This window comes from Clostridium sp. YIM B02555 (assembly GCF_022320955.1).
Lineage (GTDB): Bacteria > Bacillota > Clostridia > Clostridiales > Clostridiaceae > Clostridium > Clostridium saccharoperbutylacetonicum.
In genome coordinates, this window is sequence record NZ_JAKJJY010000022.1 from 1 (window position 1) to 22114 (window position 22114).

At 28.6% G+C, this 22114-nt stretch carries 18 protein-coding genes and 1 riboswitch; of the genes, 16 read left to right on the forward strand and 2 right to left on the reverse strand.

Annotated elements, in window-relative coordinates:
- Positions 1 to 202: 202 nt before the first annotated feature.
- Positions 203 to 302, forward strand: a riboswitch (SAM riboswitch).
- Positions 303 to 416: 114 nt separating this feature from the next.
- The 8 genes from metK (at position 417) to L3B98_RS22840 (ending at position 11515) form a co-directional block, all read left to right on the forward strand.
- Complete coding sequence (metK, locus tag L3B98_RS22805) at positions 417 to 1592, forward strand: methionine adenosyltransferase (RefSeq protein ID WP_015390754.1); 1176 nt, start codon at positions 417 to 419, stop codon at positions 1590 to 1592.
- A gap of 237 nt (positions 1593 to 1829) precedes the next feature.
- Positions 1830 to 4058: an ATP-dependent RecD-like DNA helicase gene (locus L3B98_RS22810; protein ID WP_015390755.1), complete on the forward strand. Its 2229-nt coding sequence runs from the start codon at positions 1830 to 1832 to the stop codon at positions 4056 to 4058.
- Positions 4059 to 4078: 20 nt separating this feature from the next.
- Positions 4079 to 5095, forward strand: a complete 1017-nt coding sequence (locus tag L3B98_RS22815; protein ID WP_238918361.1) for a hypothetical protein — start codon at positions 4079 to 4081, stop codon at positions 5093 to 5095.
- On the forward strand, positions 5068 to 5724 hold the full coding sequence (locus tag L3B98_RS22820) for a phosphoribosyltransferase family protein (protein WP_238918362.1): 657 nt from the start codon (positions 5068 to 5070) through the stop codon (positions 5722 to 5724). Before L3B98_RS22815 ends, L3B98_RS22820 begins: the two co-directional genes overlap by 28 nt.
- A 403-nt stretch (positions 5725 to 6127) precedes the next feature.
- On the forward strand, positions 6128 to 6661 hold the full coding sequence (raiA, locus tag L3B98_RS22825; RefSeq protein ID WP_015390758.1) for a ribosome-associated translation inhibitor RaiA: 534 nt from the start codon (positions 6128 to 6130) through the stop codon (positions 6659 to 6661).
- Between the two features lie 393 nt (positions 6662 to 7054).
- Positions 7055 to 9619: a preprotein translocase subunit SecA gene (secA, locus tag L3B98_RS22830; RefSeq protein WP_238918363.1), complete on the forward strand. Its 2565-nt coding sequence runs from the start codon at positions 7055 to 7057 to the stop codon at positions 9617 to 9619.
- Positions 9620 to 9944: 325 nt separating this feature from the next.
- Positions 9945 to 11040, forward strand: a protein-coding gene (gene prfB / locus L3B98_RS22835) for a peptide chain release factor 2 (protein WP_144053524.1) whose coding sequence is annotated in 2 segments (ribosomal slippage) — positions 9945 to 10022 and positions 10024 to 11040 — 1095 coding nt in all. Because the reading frame shifts where the segments join, the coding sequence is not laid out codon by codon here.
- A gap of 187 nt (positions 11041 to 11227) precedes the next feature.
- A complete protein-coding gene (locus L3B98_RS22840) occupies positions 11228 to 11515 on the forward strand; it encodes a putative quinol monooxygenase (RefSeq protein WP_015390761.1) in 288 nt (95 codons plus the stop codon).
- Between the two features lie 67 nt (positions 11516 to 11582).
- On the opposite strand, the gene L3B98_RS22845 is transcribed toward L3B98_RS22840, so the two are convergent.
- Complete coding sequence (locus L3B98_RS22845; protein WP_015390762.1) at positions 11583 to 11915, reverse strand: hypothetical protein; 333 nt, start codon at positions 11913 to 11915, stop codon at positions 11583 to 11585.
- A 149-nt stretch (positions 11916 to 12064) separates the two neighbouring features.
- Here L3B98_RS22845 and L3B98_RS22850 point away from each other — a divergent pair, with 149 nt between their 5' ends.
- The 4 genes from L3B98_RS22850 to L3B98_RS22865 all read left to right on the forward strand — a co-directional run bounded on the left by L3B98_RS22850 (position 12065) and on the right by L3B98_RS22865 (position 17738).
- Positions 12065 to 12760, forward strand: a complete 696-nt coding sequence (locus tag L3B98_RS22850) for a response regulator transcription factor (RefSeq protein WP_015390763.1) — start codon at positions 12065 to 12067, stop codon at positions 12758 to 12760.
- A complete protein-coding gene (locus L3B98_RS22855) occupies positions 12750 to 14246 on the forward strand; it encodes a HAMP domain-containing sensor histidine kinase (RefSeq protein ID WP_238918364.1) in 1497 nt (498 codons plus the stop codon). The genes L3B98_RS22850 and L3B98_RS22855 overlap by 11 nt, the downstream gene beginning before the upstream one ends.
- 169 nt (positions 14247 to 14415) lie before the next feature.
- On the forward strand, positions 14416 to 15249 hold the full coding sequence (locus L3B98_RS22860; RefSeq protein ID WP_238918365.1) for a type II CAAX endopeptidase family protein: 834 nt from the start codon (positions 14416 to 14418) through the stop codon (positions 15247 to 15249).
- Positions 15250 to 15560: 311 nt separating this feature from the next.
- The gene (locus tag L3B98_RS22865) at positions 15561 to 17738 is read left to right on the forward strand and encodes a Tex family protein (protein ID WP_238918366.1); all 2178 of its coding nucleotides are present in this window, start codon (positions 15561 to 15563) and stop codon (positions 17736 to 17738) included.
- A gap of 118 nt (positions 17739 to 17856) precedes the next feature.
- Here the strand turns inward: L3B98_RS22865 and L3B98_RS22870 are convergent, their stop codons facing one another.
- Entirely contained in the window at positions 17857 to 18273 is a 417-nt protein-coding gene (locus L3B98_RS22870; RefSeq protein ID WP_238918367.1) for a hypothetical protein, read from the reverse strand.
- Positions 18274 to 18533: 260 nt separating this feature from the next.
- On the opposite strand from L3B98_RS22870, the gene L3B98_RS22875 reads away from it, so the two are divergent.
- The 4 genes from L3B98_RS22875 to L3B98_RS22890 all read left to right on the forward strand — a co-directional run bounded on the left by L3B98_RS22875 (position 18534) and on the right by L3B98_RS22890 (position 22039).
- Positions 18534 to 19496 carry a Gfo/Idh/MocA family oxidoreductase gene (locus L3B98_RS22875; RefSeq protein WP_238918368.1) on the forward strand — a complete coding sequence of 321 codons (963 nt, stop codon included), beginning with the start codon at positions 18534 to 18536 and terminating at the stop codon, positions 19494 to 19496.
- Between the two features lie 84 nt (positions 19497 to 19580).
- Positions 19581 to 20525 carry a DMT family transporter gene (locus tag L3B98_RS22880; protein WP_238918369.1) on the forward strand — a complete coding sequence of 315 codons (945 nt, stop codon included), beginning with the start codon at positions 19581 to 19583 and terminating at the stop codon, positions 20523 to 20525.
- Positions 20526 to 20728: 203 nt separating this feature from the next.
- Positions 20729 to 21382 carry a hypothetical protein gene (locus tag L3B98_RS22885; protein ID WP_238918370.1) on the forward strand — a complete coding sequence of 218 codons (654 nt, stop codon included), beginning with the start codon at positions 20729 to 20731 and terminating at the stop codon, positions 21380 to 21382.
- Positions 21383 to 21733: 351 nt separating this feature from the next.
- Positions 21734 to 22039 carry a hypothetical protein gene (locus L3B98_RS22890; RefSeq protein ID WP_015390771.1) on the forward strand — a complete coding sequence of 102 codons (306 nt, stop codon included), beginning with the start codon at positions 21734 to 21736 and terminating at the stop codon, positions 22037 to 22039.
- Positions 22040 to 22114 lie beyond the last annotated feature (75 nt).

Genomic DNA, 22114 nt, shown 5'->3' on the forward strand with positions numbered 1-22114 from the left:
AGTGGCCAAAGGGGGCAGACTGTAAATCTGTTACGTTTCGTTTCGATGGTTCGAATCCATCTTCCTCCACCAAAAGAATAAACTACTATGTTTATTCTTTTTTTATATAAAATTTCTCTATTCTCTATATATAGAATTTATCTACGAATATTGACTAATAATTTCTTTTATGGTAGTATAATATATGAAAATTAAATAGAAACTCTTATCAAGAGAGGTGGAGGGAAAGGGCCCGATGAAACCCGGCAACCTGTATTATATAAGGTGCCAATTCCTGTAGAATGATTTCTACAAGATAAGAATAAGTGATTGTTGAAATCATGCTCTTCTTATCGAAGAGCTTTTTTTTATATTTAAGTTTGTGCACACTTAAATACTAGTCTAATATTAAAAAATAAAATTAAGGAGAGAGTTAAATGAGAAGATTATTTACTTCAGAATCAGTTACAGAAGGACATCCAGATAAAATGTGTGATCAAATATCAGACGCTATCTTGGATTCTATATTAGAAAAAGATCCAAATGCTAGAGTTGCTTGTGAAACATGTACAACTACTGGTATGGTTATGGTAATGGGAGAAATAACAACAAATTGTTATGTTGATATCCCAAAAGTTGTTAGAGAAACAGTAAGAGGAATAGGGTATGATAGAGCCAAATTTGGTTTTGACTGTGATACTTGTTCAGTACTTACATCAATAGATGAACAATCAGCTGATATTGCAATGGGTGTAGACGAAGCTTTTGAATCTAAGAAAGGTGAAAAGGATGAAGTTGAAGCTGTTGGAGCTGGAGACCAAGGAATGATGTTTGGTTTTGCAACTAATGAAACAGAAGACTATATGCCTCTTCCAATATATATGGCTCATAAGCTATCAAGAAGACTTACAGAAGTAAGAAAAGATAAAACATTAGAATATTTAAGACCAGATGGTAAGACCCAAGTTACAGTTGAATATGAAGATAATCAACCAAAGAGAATTGATACTATTGTTATATCAACTCAACATGATGAAAAGATTTCTTTAGAACAAATTCAAGAAGATCTTAAGAAATATGTTATTGATGCAGTTGTTCCAGCTGAATTATTAGATTCTGAAACTAGATATTTCATTAATCCAACAGGAAGATTTGTTGTTGGTGGACCACAAGGTGACTCTGGATTGACTGGAAGAAAAATAATAGTAGACACATATGGTGGATATGGAAGACATGGTGGTGGTGCTTTCTCAGGAAAAGATCCAACAAAGGTAGATAGATCAGCTGCTTATGCTGCAAGATGGGTAGCAAAAAATTTAGTAGCAGCAGGTGTTGCTGACAAATTAGAAATTCAAGTGGCATATGCTATTGGTGTTGCTAAACCAGTTTCAATAGAAGTAGAAACTTTTGGAACAGGAAAAGTAAGCGAAGAAAAAATTGTTGAAATAGTAGAAAAAGTATTTGATTTAAGACCAGGAGCTATAATCAGAGATCTTGACTTAAGAAGACCTATTTATAAGCAAACAGCTGCTTATGGTCACTTTGGAAGAAATGATCTTAACTTACCTTGGGAACAATTAAACAAAGTAGATGAAATAAAGAAATATCTTTAATAAATATAGTAAGAAGGCTATCTCTGAGTGCTAGAGGTAGCCTTTTTTACTTTTTGATATGGTTGACTAAAAATTAATCATGAATAATTAATTATTCACTTAAAGTAGGAAAGTATATTATTGATTGAAATATTGATATTTATGGTATAATTAAGAAATGCAAATAAGGTTTTAAACTAAGTTATTGTCTGTTATTAGTGTTTTGAATAATACAAATTAAAGATTTGGAGAGATTTTATGGAAGTTCTAAAAGGTTTTGTTGAAAGTATAGTTTTTAAAAGTGAAGATACTGGATATGTGGTGTGTAAAATTAGAAGTGATAATAATCTAATTAGCGCAGTAGGAACAGTTCCTTTTTTAAAAGAAGGCCAAAATGTGAAGTTAACAGGATATTATACTGTACATAAACAGTTTGGAAATCAATTTAATATTCAAGATTACGAAGAACTTCTTCCAACCTCTTTAGACGGGATAGAAAAATATTTAAGTGCAGGAGTAATTCATGGAATTGGTCCTGTTACAGCTAAGAAAATAATAGAGAAGTTTGGGGAAGAAACCTTAGGAATAATGGAAAATCACATTGAAAGACTTATGGAAATTGAGGGGATTGGAGAAAAAAAGTTTCAAATTATATATGAATCGTATATTGAGCAGCAGGGGTTAAAGGATATTATATTATATTTTCATAAGCATGGAGTAACTAATAATCAATGTATTAAGATTTATAAGAAATTCGGACCAAATGCAAAGCAAATAGTATCAAATAATCCTTATATATTATGTGATGAGATTTCAGGTATTGGATTTAGAACTGCAGATAGAATTGCAAGGAGCATAGGAATTCAAAATGATTCTGAGTTTAGAATTCAAAGTGGAATTAAGTATGTAATGAATCAATTTTGTGCTGCCGGAAACACATTTATGCCTATTAAAGATATAATAGAACAGTGTGAGGAGAATCTAGTAATAGCTAAGGAATTAATTGAGAAAAGTATATATGATATGGCAGCAGAGCAAAAGATAGTCGTTGAAAATATTAATGGAATGGAAGCTGGTTTTTTACTTCAATATTACTATTGTGAGCTTGGAGTAACAAGCAAAATAATAACGTTAGGTTTGCAACAAATACAAACTATAAATTCAGATATTGATTTTGAAATAGATGTTTTTGAAAAAGAACAAAAAATACAATTTGCCCCATCTCAAAGAGAAGCAATTATTGGAGCTTTTAATAACGGGATAGAAATAATAACAGGTGGTCCTGGAACTGGAAAAACTACAATTATAAAAGCTATTATTCACATTTATGAGAATAATGGCATGAAGGTAATACTTGGAGCTCCAACTGGAAGAGCAGCTAAAAGAATGACTGAATCAACTGGAAGAGAAGCAAAAACCATTCATAGACTTTTGGAAATGGGTATTTCGGAGGAAGATGAATCAGTTTTTGAAAGAGGAGAATCCTCGCCATTAGATTGTGATGTTATTATAATTGATGAAGCATCTATGATTGATATAATTTTAATGCAAAATTTGCTCAAGGCAATTAAATTAGGAACAAGACTAATAGTTGTTGGAGATGTTGATCAGTTACCATCAGTTGGACCAGGAAACGTATTAAAAGATCTTATAGAAAGTGAATATATAAAAGTTGTAAGGCTAAAAGAAATATTTAGGCAAGGCTCAGAAAGCTTGATTATAGTAAATGCACATAGAATTAATGAAGGAAAGATGCCTTTGTTAAATCAAAAGGATAAAGACTTTTTTTTCATTAGTGAGGAACATCAAGATAGAATTGTAGGCTTGATAATAGATTTAATAAGCAGACGACTTCCTAAATTTAATACATCATGGGATATATTAAAAGATATGCAGGTATTGACGCCCATGAGGAAGGGAACATTAGGAGTAGCTAATTTAAACGCCAGACTCCAAGAAATATTTAATCCACCATCGAAGGATAAAAAAGAAAAAACTTCTCGAGATATAGTTTTTAGAGAAGGAGATAAAGTAATGCAGACTAAAAACAATTATACATTAAAATGGATTAACATAAATAGTTATGGTGAAAATGAAGGCGTTGGAGTTTATAATGGTGATTTAGGATTTATTAAGAGTATTGATGAAGAGAGAAAAGCTTTAACAATTATTTTTGATGATGAAAGAAAAGTAATTTATGATTTTAATTTTCTAGATGAACTAGATTTAGCATATGCTACTACAATTCATAAAAGTCAAGGTAGTGAATTTAAGGTGGTTGTTATCCCTGCCTTTATGGGATCACCGTTTTTAATGAATCGTAATTTACTTTACACAGGAATAACAAGAGCCAAACAATTGGTAGTTGTAGTTGGGTTTCAAAAGGCATTAATGTATATGATTAATAATACAAATAGTATAGAAAGATATTCAGCTTTAAAATATAGAATAAGAGATATAATAGCTAAAGATGAATTTGAAGAGTAATTGAAAGGAGATTGTAATGCATGAGTAACGAATGTAAAGTAACAGATCAAGATTTAAAATATGCATTTGATAAAATAGACTATTGGTATAAAAAAAATATCAAATTTTTAACCATAGTTACAGTTCCCTTTAATACTTCATGTGTTTTTTCAAACATAATAAGTAAACTTTCAGAGGATAATGGAAAAGTGCTATATGTGTGGGGGAAAAGTGGAGAAAATAAAGAACTGCTCAGTGCAATCAAAGAATTCAATTCAAGTGTAACTCATTCCTATATTGAAAAAGGAAAAACAAATTCTAATCTTACTTTTGTAAATTATAATAATTTATTTAAAGTTACCGAACTTTTTGATTTAATTATTTTTGATGATATAACTTACTTTTCTAACTTAAATAGTGGAAATGTTAGAGAAATATTAGATGTTTGTGCAGAAATAGGGGAAAGGGTTTTATTGTATAGCATAGAAAAATTAGCTTTAGTTGGAGAAAAATTTGAACTTGCAGCTTATAATTATAAGAAACCATTTGTTGAGCCGAGAATATTGACAACTAGAATTGATTTAAATACAGATATTCCTTTCACTCTGTATGATTATCTCAGATGGTTTAAAGAAAATAATCATAAAGTGGTTATTTATACACCAACTAATGAAAAATTGAATTTAGTTTACGATTATTTTTGTAATAAGTTGAAGCTTTCTGATGTAAAAATAATGAAAGCATCTAAAGAAGATGAAATAAAATTATGTGAGAAGGTATTAAAATATAAGGATAAGGCAATATTTGTAATAACAAATAAAATAGAGGAGTTACTTGAATATTGTTATATGGATGATGCTGTAATTTTATTCTCTGATAATGAGAGATATACTTATAAAAAGATATTATATATATGTGGACAAATAAGGAATATGAATTTAACATTACCAGAAGTTCTTTTAGTATCAAATGATATATCAGAAGATATGGAAAAAGCAAAAAATATGGCAAGAAATTTCAATAAAAAGGTATGGGAAAAACGTTTAAGAGAATTGTAAAAAAACTCTTTGATGGATTGATTGAAATAATATATCCGAGAGAAAATTATTGCATTATTTGCAAGGAAGATGATTGCTTTGGAATATGTGATTCATGCAAGAGAAGTATAAAGACAATAGGCAAGGAATATCAAGATAAAATAATAAGCTATGGATATTATGGAGGAGTCTTAAAAGATTTAATACTAAGATTTAAGTACAAAAAAAATTTTACAGCAGGGGATATTTTATCAGAATTTCTAGAAGAATATATGATTAATAATATTGATTATAAAGGATATATATTAGCATATATACCTTTATCAAAAAAATCCCAAAGAAACAGGGGCTTTAATCAGTGTGAATATATAGCCAAAAAAATAGCGAAAGACTTATCTATTGAAGTTTTTGAAATTCTAGTTAAACAAAGGGAAACAAAAGAGCAAAAGACTTTAAAAAAAGATGAAAGATATGAAAATATAAAAGATGCTTTTAAATTGAAGAATACAGTAACTATAAATAATGGAAAATTTATAGTTATTGACGATGTAACAACTACAGGTGCAACACTTTATGAAGCATATAAATTATTAAAAAAAAGCAAAGCAAAAGATATAAAACTCTTGACCTTAGCTAAAAGTCATATATAATAGTAATGTAAAGCTAGGTTTGTGGTTGAAAGTCGAAGCTAGTCGCAGGCAAAACGATCCACGTAATTTAGATAAAATGTCTAAGGAGCATGGTGCGGTATAGAAGTAAGTCCTGCCAGTTTATAAACTGAGAGGGTTAGTAGTGAGGAATTAAATTTTATTAGCAAAAGCTCCAGCAGGCGGGTGTGGGGTCAAAAACCAGGTCAACTAGCTTTACCTTACATACAAATTAATTGATTCTATATTTGTAAATTAACTTATTTGAAGTAAGTTGATTTTTTTTGGATAGAATTTTCAGAATTGACTGATAATTCTCTTGTTAAGTTCGATAAAAAGTGATAAAATATTAATAACTTAAACATATTAAGTTATTAACTTTTTCAAATGAGAGGGGCTGGAATTTATGAAAGTCACAGTTATAGCAAAAAATATGGAACTTACAGATGCGCTAAAGGAAATAGTGCAAAAAAAGATAAGCAAATTGGAAAAGTATTTTGATTCTAATGTAGATGCTAAGGCTACATTAAGTGTACAAAAAAGTAGACATAAAATAGAAGTGACTATTCCATTTAATGGGGTAATATTGAGAGGCGAAGAATCAACATCAGATATGTACAAGTCTTTAGACTTGGTAGAAGATAAATTAGAAAGACAAATCAGAAAACAAAAAACTAGGTTATCGAGAAAACATGGTGGGTCATTAAGATTTGGAGAATTAGGAAGTGTTGAGGATAATACTGCAGAAGAAGAACATGGTAAATTAGTTAAAGTAAAAAAATTTGGTATTAAACCAATGAATTCAGAAGAAGCAATCCTTCAAATGGATTTAATAGGACATAATTTTTTTGTATATGAAGATGCCGATAGTGGCAAAGTTAATGTGATTTATAAGAGAAAAGATGGAGATTATGGTTTGTTAGAACCAGAATTAGGATAAAATAAAAAGCAGCTGTCTAAGTATGCTACTAAAAAGCATTTTAGGCGGTTGCTTTTATTATATAACAATATATTATTATATAATAATATATAATGAAGCGATTAAAAATTTTATAGCTATAGATTGGAATAATATTTGATATATTGGTAAATTATATTATATAAGTGATAAAAATATATAAAAGTATTTATTTATATGTTGTGTTTTAGTGATAAATTTGTAATGGAATTATTACGATTAAATTAAAATTTGATGTTTTATTCAGTATTTATAACAAAAATCACTAGTTTTCTTGAAAATAAGCTATGTAAAATGCTATAATTATAAAATACGTAAATTAATAAATTGTATTAGTAATTAATATGAAATATAGAATTTCGAAAGGATGACATTATGGGACTATTAGATGCCGTATTTGGAACATATAGTGAAAGAGAAGTTAAGAGACTTAAACCTACTATACAAAAAATAAATGAATTAGATGAAGCAATGCAAAAGCTTTCTGATGAAGAATTAAAAGCTAAGACTGTTGAATTTAAAGAAAGATTAGGAAATGGTGAAACTTTAGAAGATATTTTACCAGAAGCATTTGCAGTTGTAAGAGAAGCTTCAACAAGAGTATTAGGGATGAAGCATTATGACGAACAGCTTATGGGTGGTATGGTACTTCATCAAGGAAGAATATCAGAAATGAAAACTGGTGAAGGTAAAACTTTAGTTGCAACATTACCAGCATATTTAAATGGATTAAGTGGAAATGGAGTTCACATTGTTACAGTAAATGATTATCTAGCAAAAAGAGATGCTGAGCAAATGGGTGAATTATATGGATTTTTAGGATTGACTACAGGTGTCATTGTACATGAATTAAACAATGATCAAAGAAGAGAATCTTATGCTTCAGATATTACTTATGGAACTAATAATGAGTTTGGATTTGACTACTTAAGAGATAATATGGTTGTTTATAAAGAAGAAAGAGTACAAAGACCATTAAATTTTGCAATAGTCGATGAAGTTGACTCAATTTTAATTGATGAAGCTAGAACTCCACTTATAATTTCAGGTCAAGGTGAAAAATCTACTGAATTTTATAAGGTTGCAGATTATTTTGCAAAGAAATTAGTTGCTGAAAAGGACTTTACTAGAGATGAAAAAGCTAACGCTGTTATGTTAACTGATGAAGGTGTTAGAAAAGCAGAAGTTACATTTAAAGTAGACAATTATGCTGATGCTGATAATATTGAATTACAACATTATGTAACTCAAGCATTAAAAGCTAATTTTGCCATGAGAAGAGATAAAGATTACATGGTTAAAGAAGGAGAAGTAATAATAGTCGATGAGTTCACAGGAAGACTAATGGAAGGTAGAAGATATTCTGATGGTCTTCACCAAGCTATAGAAGCTAAGGAAGGCGTTAAGATTGCAAGAGAATCAAAAACTCTAGCTACTATTACATTCCAAAATTACTTTAGAATGTACAAGAAGTTAGCAGGTATGACTGGTACAGCTTTAACTGAAGAAAATGAATTTAGAGAAATATATGGATTAGACGTTATTGTTATTCCAACACATAGACCAATAGCAAGAAAAGATAATCCAGATTTAGTATTTAGTACTGAATTAGGAAAAATAAAAGCTGTTGCATCAGAAGTTGAAAAAGCTCATGCTAAAGGACAGCCAGTATTAGTTGGTACAGTTAGTATTGAAAAGTCAGAACTTCTTTCAAGTATGCTTAAGAAAAAAGGTGTACCACACCAAGTATTAAATGCTAAATTCCATGAGCAAGAAGCTGAAATAATCAGTCATGCTGGTGAAAAGGGAATGGTTACTATAGCTACTAACATGGCTGGTAGAGGTACTGATATTAAGCTTGGTGAAGGTGTAGTTGAACTTGGTGGTCTTAAGATAGTAGGTACTGAAAGACATGAATCAAGAAGAATAGATAACCAATTAAGAGGACGTTCAGGAAGACAAGGAGATCCAGGTGAATCAACATTCTTCATTTCATTAGAAGATGATTTGATGAGAATATTTGGTTCTGAAAAAATTCAAGGTGTTGTTGAAAAGCTTGGACTTCAAGAAGAAGAAGCAATTGAAAGTAAAATGGTTTCAAAAGCTATAGAGAATGCTCAAAAGAAGGTTGAAGGAAATAACTTTGATATAAGAAAACAATTATTAGGTTATGATGATGTAATGAATGTTCAAAGAGAAGTTATTTATAAGCAAAGAGCAGAAGTTCTTGAAGGTGAAGATGTAAAAGAAGAAATATTATCTATGATGAAGGATATTATTACTGATGCTGTTAATACACATATTACAGGTGAAAGTGAAAATTATAGAGAAGAATTCTTACATCTAATGGTAGCATTACAAGACATATGTGTAGTACCAGGAATGATTAACTTACCAAGTCTTGAGAATTTAGCAAATGATGAAATAGTTGAAAATATTTATGAAGCTGCACGTAAAGTTTATGAACAAAAAGAAGAAGAATTTACAGCAGAAAGATTAAGAGAAATTGAAAGAGTAGTTCTTTTAAGAGCAGTTGATACTAATTGGATGAATCATATAGACAATATGGATCATTTAAAACAAGGTATTGGATTACAATCATTTAAACAAATTGATCCAGTCCAAGCATACCAAATGGAAGGTAGCGAAATGTTTAATGAAATGATCGGAAAGATCAAAGAAGAAACTATAAAGCTATTGTTCCATGTTAAGATTGAAAGAACTCCAGAAAGAGTTAGAGTTGCACAAGAAACTGCTGCAATACATGAAGAGTCATCAAGCTCAGCGGTAGGTCCTGGAGGTCATCCAACACCAGGTCCAGGACAAAGTGAAGGACCAGTACCAGGTCCAGTTAGAAATACTGATAAGCATGGCAGAAATGAATTATGTTCATGTGGAAGTGGAAAGAAATATAAGAACTGTTGTGGAAGAGAAGCTTAATTCAGTTATGAGTTAAGAGGTAACAGTTAAGAGTTAGCTTGAAAACTCTAGGAGTTTTTCGTGGATTTTTAGAGAATTAATATGATATAATAGAGTCCGTAGAATTTTTCAAAAATTGTTACTATAAATAAAAACAATTTTGATTAAAGTTCTACGGAATTTCTATTAAGTGAACTAATTTAGTAAATAATTTATTAAAATGAAGCAAATACAAATAATGAAAATTTATTTAAAGATACTATAAAATATCGAGTTAATAGTTAATTTAATCTTAATGTCATAACTCTTAACTCAAAACTCATAACTGAAAAAAAGGGGTGGTTAAATGATTATTGAGCTAGAAAAAGAATTAATGAAGCTTACTAATATAAAAAAATCAATAGAAGAAATGGGGGCTTCACTTTGACAGAGCAGGCTTAGAAAAAGAACTGCATGAATTAGAATGTCAAATGCAAGAAGCTGGTTTTTGGGATGATATTAAAAGAGCAGAAGAAGTTACTAAAAAAAGTAAGTCCATAAAAGATCAAATAGAAAAATTTGATAAGTTAAGATCGAAAGTTGAAGATGTTGAAGTTTTAAAAGAAATTATGGAAGATGATGATGAAGAATCTGCCAATGAAATAATACAATCTATACGAGAAGTAGAAGCTGAAATTGATGACTATAATATGAAGATTCTTTTATGTGGAGAGTATGATAAAAATAATGCTATTTTAACTTTACATGTTGGTGTTGGAGGTACTGATGCCAATGATTGGACAGAAATGCTTTTAAGAATGTATACAAGATGGTGCGAAAAACAAGGATATAGTGTTGAAACTATAGATTTGCTTCCAGGAGATGAAGCTGGAATTAAAAGTGTTACATTAAAAATAACTGGTGAATATGCATATGGTTATCTAAAGGCGGAAAAGGGAATTCACAGATTAGTTAGAATTTCTCCATTTAATGCAAATGGTAAGAGACAAACTTCTTTTGCATCTATGGAAGTACTTCCCGAACTTACAAAAGAGCAAGATATTGAAATTAAAGCTGATGATCTTAGAATAGATACTTATAGATCAGGTGGGGCTGGAGGACAGCACGTTAATAAAACAGATTCAGCAGTAAGAATCACACATCTTCCTACAGGAATAGTAGTACAATGTCAAAATGAACGAAGTCAATTTGCAAATAGAGATACTGCTATGGAAATGTTGAAGTCTAAATTAGTTGAATTAAAAGAAAGAGCTCACAAAGAAAAGATTGAAGACTTAACTGGAGATTTAAAGGATATGGGCTGGGGAAGTCAGATAAGGTCATATGTATTCCATCCATATAGTATGGTTAAAGATCATAGAACAAATGTAGAAACTTCAAATGTCACTGCAGTAATGGATGGAGATATAGATATGTTTATAAATGCATATTTAAAAAATTAATTTTTAGTGAAATAAATCTTAGAAAAGTAGAAAGGATACTAAATCGAATTAAGGTTCCTTTCTATTGATTTACCTGAAAATATATTACTATTTTCATTAGTACCAGTAAGCTATCCAGCCTAACAAAGCAGTGAGGTTGTTGATAGATTCAATAAAGATAAAGTTCATTATGAAGGGCGGAGATAATATGATTAAAATTGTTGCTAAAAATTTCGTGAAAAAAGAAAATATAGATGAAGTAATAAAACTTTCAAAAGAATTAGTGGATGAAACAATTAAGGAAGAAGGCTGCATAAGTTACGAAATGTATCAAGATGTAAATGATAATAGTATACTTACTATGATAGAAACTTGGGAAAATAGAGATGTGTTAGCTAAGCATTCAAAATCAGAACATTTTCAAAGAATAGTTCCGATGATGTCTACACATATGGAAAAACCAGCAGAAATGAATATATATACTAAAATATTATAAACATATAGAATATAGAAGACATTCTTAGGAGTGTCTTCTATATTTTTACTTGTATATAAATTTAAATTTATATTGATTTATAAAAAATATCTATTAATGAATAAACAGATATGAGAACAACGCAAATATATAATGATATATTTAGTCCTGGTTTTAGTATGCACATAATACCACCTCCAACTAATGCAAGCATTATTACAACACTGACAAATTTAAAAAAGCCAGATTTATTTGTTAAAAGAGTTACAACTGATGAAAACATAATAAGAATTAACACCAAAAAATAAAAAATATCCTTTAATTTATCTGAATAACTCATTATTTGAAATTCGTTAAGTGCAAGTGCTGAAAGTAGAAAAAGTAAAGAAAAAGAGCATATTTTACTAATATTTTTTATCATAAATAACCACTCCTTTTGGTAAAAATTTACATAATAATTATACAGTTATATTTATATATAGGCAATAGGAATATAATTATGAAAATAGTTCCTAAAATTTAAGAAATCTATGATAAAATGTAGATATAACTGAAAGAGGAGTTGAATATATGAAAATTCTAATAGGTGAAGATGAAAAAGATATAAGGAATCTTATTTCATTGCATATGAGAAAAGAAAATTATGAAGTATATGAAGCCTGTGATGGAAGAGAAGCATTAACAATATTTGAAAATGAAAAAATAGATTTAATTTTATTAGATATAATGATGCCAAATGTTGATGGTATTTCCGTGATACAAAAGGTAAGAGCTGTATCAACCATTCCTATAATTTGTATTACGGCAATGGGAAATGATTCAGATAAAGTTTTGGCATTAGGACTTGGTGCTGATGATTATTTGGTAAAACCTATAAGCCCAATTGAGTTATCAGCAAGAGTTGCTTCTAATCTTAGAAGATGTTATAAATATGCAGAGCATAAAGAGTCGACATATACAACTGGAGATTTAAAGTTACTTACTGAGACTTTTGAAGTATATAAAGGGGATAAAAAACTTGAATTAAATCCAAAAGAATTTAAAATTTTGAAATTACTTATTTCTAATTTGGGTAAAGTGTTTACTAAAAAGCAAATTTATGAGGAAGTATGGGAAGAAGCATATTTTGGTGATTCTAATAATATAATGGTTCATTTAAGCCATATAAGAGAAAAAATTGAGGACGACCCTAAAAATCCTATTTACATTAAAACCATAAGAGGTATAGGTTATAAAATTGAGAGGGTTAATGTAAATGAAAGCTAAGAAAATAAAAAGAAGTGTTACAACTGAATTTTTTGTTACATACTTTTTAGGATATATAGGCATTACTTTAATAATATTATTGTCTGTAGTAATATCTTTTATGTCATATGAGTTTTTTTGTAGATCGAGTAAGTTCAATTCATATTTTGAAGAATTGGGAACAAAATTGACAACAGATAGTACTAGTGTAACTGATGAAGAATTAGCAATTGTTGATGGGTTTGTGATAAAAATACAAAATGATAAGGTTTCTTTTTCTAAAGGAAATGTTATTAAGGAATTTAATAATTTAAGTTTAGAAAGTTATATGAAGTTCTTTGGTGTAAATAAGGATAATAAGACATCGTTGAATGATGATTTTTTGGCTTATACTATAATGAATGGATTTAATAGTTCTGTATTTAATACAGAGAATGATATTAAGTATACAATCTTTACTAAATATCTAGAAGGAGAAAATTCTTTAATTGTTATGGGATGTCCTTATGAACAAATTACAGTACCTAATAAAATTACTAAAATAATTCCTCATAATTTTATTATTAAGATTATAAGTCTGATTAACGTGTCTGCAATTCTTTTAATTGTTTATATTTTGGCAAGGGTATCGTCAAAAGCTTTCATAAAGCCAATAAAGACATTATTAAAAGGGGTTATAGAAATATCTCAAGGTAATTATGATATAGAAATCAATATTAATACAAAGAATGAATTCCTTGAACTGGCTAATGGATTTAATATGATGGCAGAAACAATAAAAAATGAACGAAAAGAAAAGGAAAAATTAGAAAAAGCAAAAGAAACTTTAATATTAGATATATCACATGATTTGAAAAATCCACTTGCTTCAATTTTAGGTTATAGCGAAACTTTGATTAACAATACAGATTTAAATGAAAGTGAAAAAACGGAATATCTAACTATAATAAATAAGAATTCTCAAAGGGCTAATAAGTTAATAACAGATTTATTTGAATTTTCCTTATATGCAAAGACTGATTATGAATTAATAACAGCAAAAATAGATATTTGCGAATTTTTAAGACAGACCATTGCAAACTATATCGCAGAATTTGATCATAAAAAATTTCAATATGATTTTGATATATGTGAAGATGCATATTTTGTAATGGCTGATGAAGAAAAGCTAGCTAGGGCAATTAATAATATTTTGGATAATAAAATTAAATATAATTCAGAGGGAAATACCATAGGAATAAAGACTGAAATTAGAGGAAATTGTTTTTATATTATATTATCAGACGATGGTGAACCTATTCCGCAGGAATATAAAGAAAATATATTTAATCCATTTGTTAGGGTTGATAAATCTAGAAATTCTAAAACAGGTGGAACAGGACTTGGACTATCTATCACAAAGAAAATCTTGGATAAACACAATGGGGATATAAGAATAATTGATAGTAATGAGGGCACAAGTTTCGAAGTGATGTTGCCTTTAGTAGGTGTTAAGAGTGGTAAATAAAAAAATTTGAAATTTAGAAGTGGCACATCTTAAACAGAATTTTTAAGGTTAATTTAATGTTTTTGTAAGTAGTATTTAACTACAAATACTTATACTAGATATTAAGAAAATTATTTTATTATTTGTAAAAGATTTTTTAAAAATAATAGAGGGAAGGGAGATAAAGTTATTGAAGTCTGAAAGCGAATTTAATGAAATCAAAATTAGACATGCAGCACTTATATATTTACTTGATTTTGTGATTTTTTTCATATTAGTTTCTTACATAGTGAAATTATATGGAGAAATTAGTAATACTTATATTAATATTCTATGTTTAATAGCTACTGCTTTAGCACTTTTTATGTTTTTGTATAAGATTAAACCGTCTATAAAGAAAATAAGTCTCCTGTATATTGATTTTAAGAATAAAATTGATATGAAAGAAATAATTTATGTTAGTATGTTTTTTATATTTTTAAATATAGGAGGGGCTAATGTTATTACTGATATAATTTATTTAATTAGTCCAGCTTTTGCTAATGGTTTTATTAAAGATTCTGTTTTAACTGTTAATTCAATTATAGATTATGTCATTTGTTTTATAATTTTAGTTGTTTTAGCTCCAATTGTTGATGAAATTACCTTTAGATATATCTTGTTCAAAAGACTTTCAAAGAGATTTAATGTTTATGTTGGTTTAATTGTATCAGCTGTTATTTTTTCAGCTATTAATATTTGCCCGGAAATTTTCGGTAATTTTGCATTGGGAATAGTAAATTGTATACTATATGTTAAGTATGAAAATATTCTTATGCCAATCTTAGTATATGCAATATATAATTTTTTGGATATGTTCTTTATAAAGTCAATTATAGGATTTAATTATACGATACTTACTATGAATGTTAATACTATGATTTTAAGTTTAATAATAGGCTTGTTACTATTTTTTATTGGAGTACAATTTTTTGTTAAATATGCAAGTGAAAATAGAATATATTTAAAAGGAAGTTTTAGATAGACACATATAAAAAGAGCAGCTATGCTGCAATACGGATCTATTTTGCGATCTGAATTATGCTGCAATGCGGATTTGTGCTGCAATTCAGAACTATATAGAAATCCAAAACAATTCTGCAACATCGGAATTTATATTGGTAATTTTGAATTGTTATTTATTTTCATGTGCCTAAATAAAAAAGTTATTGCCGTTACTAAAAAATAGTAATGGCAATAATAATTTATATGGTAAAATATATAATGTTGGCACTTGCCATTTGATACAATTAAATGCATATATGATTACATGCATATGAGAAGCAGGAGGAATTTATGAATTCGATTGAAGAGAGAATTGCAAAGGAATTAGAAATAAAATTGGGGCAAGTCCAAAATGTTATTGGACTTTTAGATGATGGCAATACAGTTCCGTTTATTTCTAGATATAGAAAGGAAGCTACGGGAGGACTTTCAGATGAAGTTTTAAGAAAATTATCTGAGAGACTTACTTATCTAAGAAATTTAGAAGAAAGAAAAGCAGATGTAACTAGACTTATACAAGAACAGGAAAAGTTTACAGATGAGATAGGAAAAGCTTTAGAAAATGCAACAACTTTGACAGAAGTTGAAGATATTTATAGACCGTTTAAGCCTAAAAAGAGAACTAAAGCAACAATAGCTACAGAAAAAGGATTAAAGCCTTTAGCAGAGTTGATTTTAGATGGTAAATTTAAAGGTGATTTAGGTGAAGAAGCAACTCAATATATAAGTGAAGAAAAAGGAGTAGCAACTAGTGAGGAAGCTGTTCAAGGAGCTTTAGATATAATAGCAGAAACTATATCAGATGAAGCTAAATATAGAAAATATATAAGAGAGTTCGTTATAAGAGAAGGTAATATTGAGTCAAAGGGAAGTTCAGAAGAACCAACTCCTTATGAAATGTATTATGAATATTCTGAAGCAGTAAATAAAATACCACCTCATAGAATATTAGCAATTAACAGAGGTGAAAAGGAAAAAATCCTAAGTGTTAAAATAACTGCTAATGAAGATAAGATAATTCAATATCTAGAAAATCAAATTTTAAAAGGTAATGAAATTTTAGATGAAAAGTTAAAACTTGCAATAAAAGATTCATATAAGAGATTGATATATCCGTCAATAGAAAGAGAAATAAGAAGTGAATTAACTGATATTGGTGAAGAGGGTGCTATTAAGATTTTTAAAGAAAATTTAAAAGCATTATTATTACAAGCTCCAATAAAAGGTAAAGTAGTTATGGGTTACGATCCAGGTTTTAGAACAGGATGTAAGATAGCAATACTAGATGCAACAGGAAAGTTCTTAGAAAATACAGCAGTATATCCAACAGTACCTAAAAGGGATATTGAAGGAACAAAGAAAACTTTAAAGGCACTTATTGCTAAACATAATGTTGATGTTATATCTCTTGGAAATGGAACTGCATCAAGAGAATCAGAAGAAGTTATAGCTGAAATGCTTACTGAAATAAAAAATGAGACAGGTAAAGAACTTGCATATGTAATAGTCTCAGAAGCAGGAGCATCTGTTTATTCAGCATCAGAACTTGCAACTAAGGAATATCCTGATTTAGATGTTACAGTAAGAGGTGCAATTTCAATAGGAAGAAGACTTCAAGATCCACTTGCTGAATTAGTAAAAATAGATCCTAAAGCAATAGGCGTAGGACAATATCAACATGACGTTACTCCTAAGAAATTAGAGGAATCTTTAGCAGGGGTAGTAGAAGATTCAGTTAATACAGTTGGAGTTGACTTAAATATAGCAACACCATCGCTTTTAACACATATTTCAGGTATAAATGCAGCTATTGCTAAGAACATTGTTGATTATAGAGAAGAAGCAGGACGCTTTACTTCAAGAAAAGAATTACTAAAGGTTAAGAGATTAGGGCAAAAAGCTTATGAACAATGTGCAGGGTTCTTAAGAGTTGATGATAGCAAAGAACCTTTAGACAATACTTCTGTTCATCCAGAATCGTATGATATAGCTAAAAAGTTAATAGAAGTTTTAGGCTACAATAAAGAAGATCTTAAGAACAATAAACTAGGTGATATTGATGAAAGAGCAGAAGCTAAAGGCTTAAAGAATTTAAGCGAAACTCTAGAAGTTGGTGAGCTTACTTTAAAGGATATAATAAAGGAGCTAAAGAAGCCAGGTAGAGATCCAAGAGAAGAAATGCCAAAACCAATTCTTAAAACTGGAATTGTTGAACTTAAAGATTTAAAACCAGGCATGGTTTTAGCTGGAACTGTTAGAAATGTATCAGACTTTGGTGCATTTGTAGATATTGGAGTTCACCAAGATGGATTAGTTCATAAAAGCCAAATGGCAAATAGATTTGTAAAGCATCCTTTAGATATTGTTAAGGTTGGAGACATAGTAAAGGTAGCTATCTTGGAAGTTGATGAAAAGAGAAAGAGAATATCATTAACAATGAAAGATGTGGATGAATCGGTGGAAGTATAAATAATTAAAAAACATGGCCACTAATAAAATTTAAAAAACGAAAAATATACAATAAAAAGTACCATAATTAAAATCTTTATGGTACTTTTTATACGTGCTATTTTTGGTTTATTGAAGTTTATAGTGGTGAGTTTGTTATTATAGTACCATCTTCTGATCTAACAGCTTCACCTACTGAAAGTAGGTAATCAGCGTACTTGGGATTAAGCTCCATATATAAACTTTTTGATTCAGGATTTTCTTTTGCCATAGTTATAGCAAATTTTAGATTTTCTCTGATTTTTCTTTCGAAATCAGTTTTGCCAATTTTGTCAGCAAGCTTTTCAAGAAATTTTCCAAGTGTTAGTGAAGTGACACAAATTACACCTGCTACTATAAGATCTCTAATGTTTTTTTGACTATGTTGCATAGCAATAAAAATAAACCCAATAATAAAAGCTGCCGCAGTAAATTTTAATAATCCGCTAAAAAAAGATATAACAGTTGCACGTAAGCTTCCTTTATATTTTTTGTAATGTAGGATATAGTAGTACATGAATGATTCAACTCCTTTAAATTGGATAATTAGTATAAATTCTAATAATTAATTAAATTTTTCACATTCCAATAAAGAATAATTTACATTAATTAAATTATTATGTCAATAGGGGGAGTTAAATGAAGAAATTTGAAATATATTAATTTATTTCTTAAACATGCATATCTAGAAAGAGTAACTTTAAGATAAAAGTATGGTATATTAATATAAACTAAGTAGTTAATTAGTATACTACTTAATATAGGAGGAAAGAAAAAATGATTAAATGGGGTATTATTGGACTTGGAAATATAGCTCAACGTTTTGCAAAAAGTTTATCTTATTCAAATGAAGGAAAATTATATGCAATTGCATCCAGAACAAAGGAAAAATGTGATGCATTTCATGAAAGATATAGATGTGAAAAAATTTATGAAGATTATGAAGAATTATTAAAAGATGAAGAAATAGATGCAGTTTATATTGCTCTTCCTCATGGATTTCATAAATATTGGTCAATTGAGGCTTTGAAGCATAATAAAGCAGTATTATGTGAAAAGCCTGTAGGTCTAAATGCAGGAGAAATGGAAGAAATAAAAAATACTGCATTGCTTAACAATACTTTTTTTATGGAAGCAATGAAAACAAGATTTATCCAACTAATTCATGAAATTAAGAAAATAATTAAAAATAAAGAAATTGGAGAAATAGAAAGTATTGAAGCTAATTTTTGCGGCCATGTAAAAGAAATTAAAGAAAGTTCTTATTTGTTAGATAAAAATCAAGGTGGAGCATTATTAGATGTTGGGATTTACCCATTATCATTTGTTATGGATATGATTGATTCAGAAGTAAAGAAAGTTAATGCTAATATGGAAATAAATGAAGCAGGAGTAGATTCTTATTTTAAAGCAATATTAACTTTTGAAAATGGAGTCATAGGAATTATAGAAGGCGCTTTTGATCGAGACAAAGAGAGGACAGCTATTATTAAAGGAACAAAAGGCCACATAGAAATTCCGATATATAATAGACCTAGTATAGCTAAAATCTATATAAATGGTAAGGAACTATACACAATTGAAGAAGAATTAGAATTTGATGATATGTATGCAGAAATTAAAGAAGTTCATAAATGCTTGAAAGCTTCAAGGTTGCAAAGTGAGTATATGTCATTAGATGAGTCACTTAGGGTTATGAGAGTTTTAGATGAAATTAAGAAAGCTTCAAACTTTAATTAGATATTAATATTTTAAAGGTGGTAACTTTAGATTTTTTCGACTAAAGAGATAAGAAAGAATTTTATATTAAGAAGGTATTAAAAGATGGATAAAACAAAATTTTATACAAACAGAAGAAACATAGTGCTTCTAGCGGCTTTATGCTGCTTATTATGGGGAAGTGCCTATCCTGCAATTAAGGTGGGATATGAATTGTTTAATGTAAATGATGTGGGAAGTAAATTAGTTTTTGCAGGATATAGATTTACTCTTGCGGGAATATTTATAATACTATTAGAGATGATTAGAAGAAAAAGAATAATAAGTTTTACTAAAAAGCAATTTGGGCAGATAACCTTACTTGGAGTAACCCAGACTACTTTGCAATACATATTTTTCTATGTAGGACTATCATATACTACAGGTGTAAGGGGATCTATTATAAATGGAACAGGTACATTTATAAGTATTATATTAGCTCATTTTATTTATAAAAATGATAAGCTTAATTTTAATAAAATAGCAGGATGCATAATAGGATTTTTAGGTGTAATTATAGTTAATTTAAATGGACAATCTTTAGGGGGAAGTTCGTTTACCTTTAAAGGTGAAGGGTTTGTAATGATAGCAGCAATAATCTTTGCAGGATCAGCTATATATGGTAAAAGAGTAACTCAAAATCAGGAACCTGCAGTAGTTACTGGATTTCAACTGTTTATAGGAGGAATCATATTAACAATTTTAGGATTTACCTTGGGAGGTAGTTTAGAAGGTTTTACAATAAAATCCACTGTACTTTTAATTTATATGGCCCTATTATCATCAGTGGCATTTGCAGTATGGACTGAACTTTTAAAATATAACAAGGTTGGAATTATATCAGTATTTAATTTTTTAGTTCCTATATTTGGTACATTACTTTCAGCTATTTTCTTAGGAGAAAATATATTTGATATAAAGATATTAATAGCATTAATACTTGTTTGTTATGGTATATTTTTAGTTTATAAAGTGAAAAAAGAACCACATAAGGAAGTTGCTACTTATTAGATGAATATGTATACGCTTTACATGTATATTTTTAAAGCTTAAGCTGTTTGAATTATTAATTGGAATATTGTACACTTACAATTACATTAATATGAAATTTGATAAAGAATGATTTCAATAAAACAAATAAGTTAGATGTGAGTAATTTGTAATTAAAATATTTTGTATAAAGTGTTTTTAATTATGTAAAGTAAAGGAGAGTTATGAAAGTAATATCAAGTCTAGTTATTAGAATAACATTAGGTTTTTTCTTATGTGCATGTGGAACGGTATTGGCTCTAAATTCAAATTTAGGATTGAGTCCATGGGATGTATTCCATCAAGGATTAACAAAGATTAGTAGTGTAACTATGGGACAAGCGAGTATTATAGTTGGAGTAATTATAGTAATAATTACAAGTATTCTTGGATTAAAGGTTGGATTAGGAACAATAGCTAATATGATAGTGATTGGGTGCTTTATAGATCTAATAATTTATGCAAAAATTATTCCAGTGTGTAATAATTTATTTTCAGGTATAATTATGATGATTGGAAGTTTGTTTGCATCAGCTATAGGAAGCTATTTATATATAGGCTGTGAAATGGGATGTGGACCTAGAGATGGTCTCATGATTGCATTAGTTAAGATAACAGGTAAACAAATAGGTATAATTAGATTATTTATAGAAATGGGAGCCTTAATTATAGGTTGGATTTTAGGTGGATTTGTTGGAGTAGGAACATTAATTACCGCATTTGGTATAGGATATTGTGTTCAACTAATTTATAAAATATTCAAATCTGATGTAAAGTTATTGAAACATAGAAATATAAGAGAAGGCCTTAAGTTTGTGAATGAATGTATGACTAATTAATTTATACTGAATATTTAAATATATATGTTGCAAAAAGAATCATTAAATAAGATATAAAGATTTCCAAAGGAAATCAACATTCATTTAATATTGATAAATTCAATATATAAGCTTAACATAAACATTGATTAGAATTTTATTGATATTTCGAAAAAATTAAAATACTAAACAATTACAGTCATATAAAAAGTATTATAATCGAAAAATATGACATAATTTGAGGTGTAGATTAATTGAAAGAATTACTTATATAGAGTATTATATAGTTTGAAATAATAAGATAGTGTGAAGTATCTAATTAGGAATGTGAGGATTCCTTTTGGGATGCTTGCATAAAAACGGAGGAATTAAATGATAGTAAAATGTATCGATAATAATCTTTGCTCAACATTAACTCTAAATAAGGAATACCTAGTTATTGAAGAAGCACCTGAATATTATGTAATTATTGATGATACGAGGGACGAAACAACTTGCAGAAAAACAAGATTTGTAGTAGTTGAAGATGGTGGCGTAACTAAAAAGGCAAAAGCAACTATCACAGAATTGAATTATCAATTAGAAAATGAATTTAAAGATATAAGACAATTTGAAATTAGAAAAAATTCAAAAGGTGAAATTAAAGAAATAGCTATAAAGTTTAAATATAATGCTTAATATACTTTGAAAATGGACAGATTATAGATTACACTTAATTTTTATAATATAGCGTAAAGGTACTCTTTGTAGAAA

What these genes read in the sequence shown, in the direction of transcription:
- metK (WP_015390754.1), top strand. Translation starts at nt 417, where the DNA reads ATGAGAAGATTATTTACTTCAGAATCAGTTACAGAAGGACATCCAGAT.
- L3B98_RS22810 (WP_015390755.1), top strand. Translation starts at nt 1,830, where the DNA reads ATGGAAGTTCTAAAAGGTTTTGTTGAAAGTATAGTTTTTAAAAGTGAA.
- L3B98_RS22815 (WP_238918361.1), top strand. Translation starts at nt 4,079, where the DNA reads ATGAGTAACGAATGTAAAGTAACAGATCAAGATTTAAAATATGCATTT.
- L3B98_RS22820 (WP_238918362.1), top strand. Translation starts at nt 5,068, where the DNA reads ATGGGAAAAACGTTTAAGAGAATTGTAAAAAAACTCTTTGATGGATTG.
- raiA (WP_015390758.1), top strand. Translation starts at nt 6,128, where the DNA reads ATGAAAGTCACAGTTATAGCAAAAAATATGGAACTTACAGATGCGCTA.
- secA (WP_238918363.1), top strand. Translation starts at nt 7,055, where the DNA reads ATGGGACTATTAGATGCCGTATTTGGAACATATAGTGAAAGAGAAGTT.
- L3B98_RS22840 (WP_015390761.1), top strand. Translation starts at nt 11,228, where the DNA reads ATGATTAAAATTGTTGCTAAAAATTTCGTGAAAAAAGAAAATATAGAT.
- L3B98_RS22845 (WP_015390762.1), bottom strand. Translation starts at nt 11,915, where the DNA reads ATGATAAAAAATATTAGTAAAATATGCTCTTTTTCTTTACTTTTTCTA.
- L3B98_RS22850 (WP_015390763.1), top strand. Translation starts at nt 12,065, where the DNA reads ATGAAAATTCTAATAGGTGAAGATGAAAAAGATATAAGGAATCTTATT.
- L3B98_RS22855 (WP_238918364.1), top strand. Translation starts at nt 12,750, where the DNA reads ATGAAAGCTAAGAAAATAAAAAGAAGTGTTACAACTGAATTTTTTGTT.
- L3B98_RS22865 (WP_238918366.1), top strand. Translation starts at nt 15,561, where the DNA reads ATGAATTCGATTGAAGAGAGAATTGCAAAGGAATTAGAAATAAAATTG.
- L3B98_RS22870 (WP_238918367.1), bottom strand. Translation starts at nt 18,273, where the DNA reads ATGTACTACTATATCCTACATTACAAAAAATATAAAGGAAGCTTACGT.
- L3B98_RS22875 (WP_238918368.1), top strand. Translation starts at nt 18,534, where the DNA reads ATGATTAAATGGGGTATTATTGGACTTGGAAATATAGCTCAACGTTTT.
- L3B98_RS22880 (WP_238918369.1), top strand. Translation starts at nt 19,581, where the DNA reads ATGGATAAAACAAAATTTTATACAAACAGAAGAAACATAGTGCTTCTA.
- L3B98_RS22885 (WP_238918370.1), top strand. Translation starts at nt 20,729, where the DNA reads ATGAAAGTAATATCAAGTCTAGTTATTAGAATAACATTAGGTTTTTTC.
- L3B98_RS22890 (WP_015390771.1), top strand. Translation starts at nt 21,734, where the DNA reads ATGATAGTAAAATGTATCGATAATAATCTTTGCTCAACATTAACTCTA.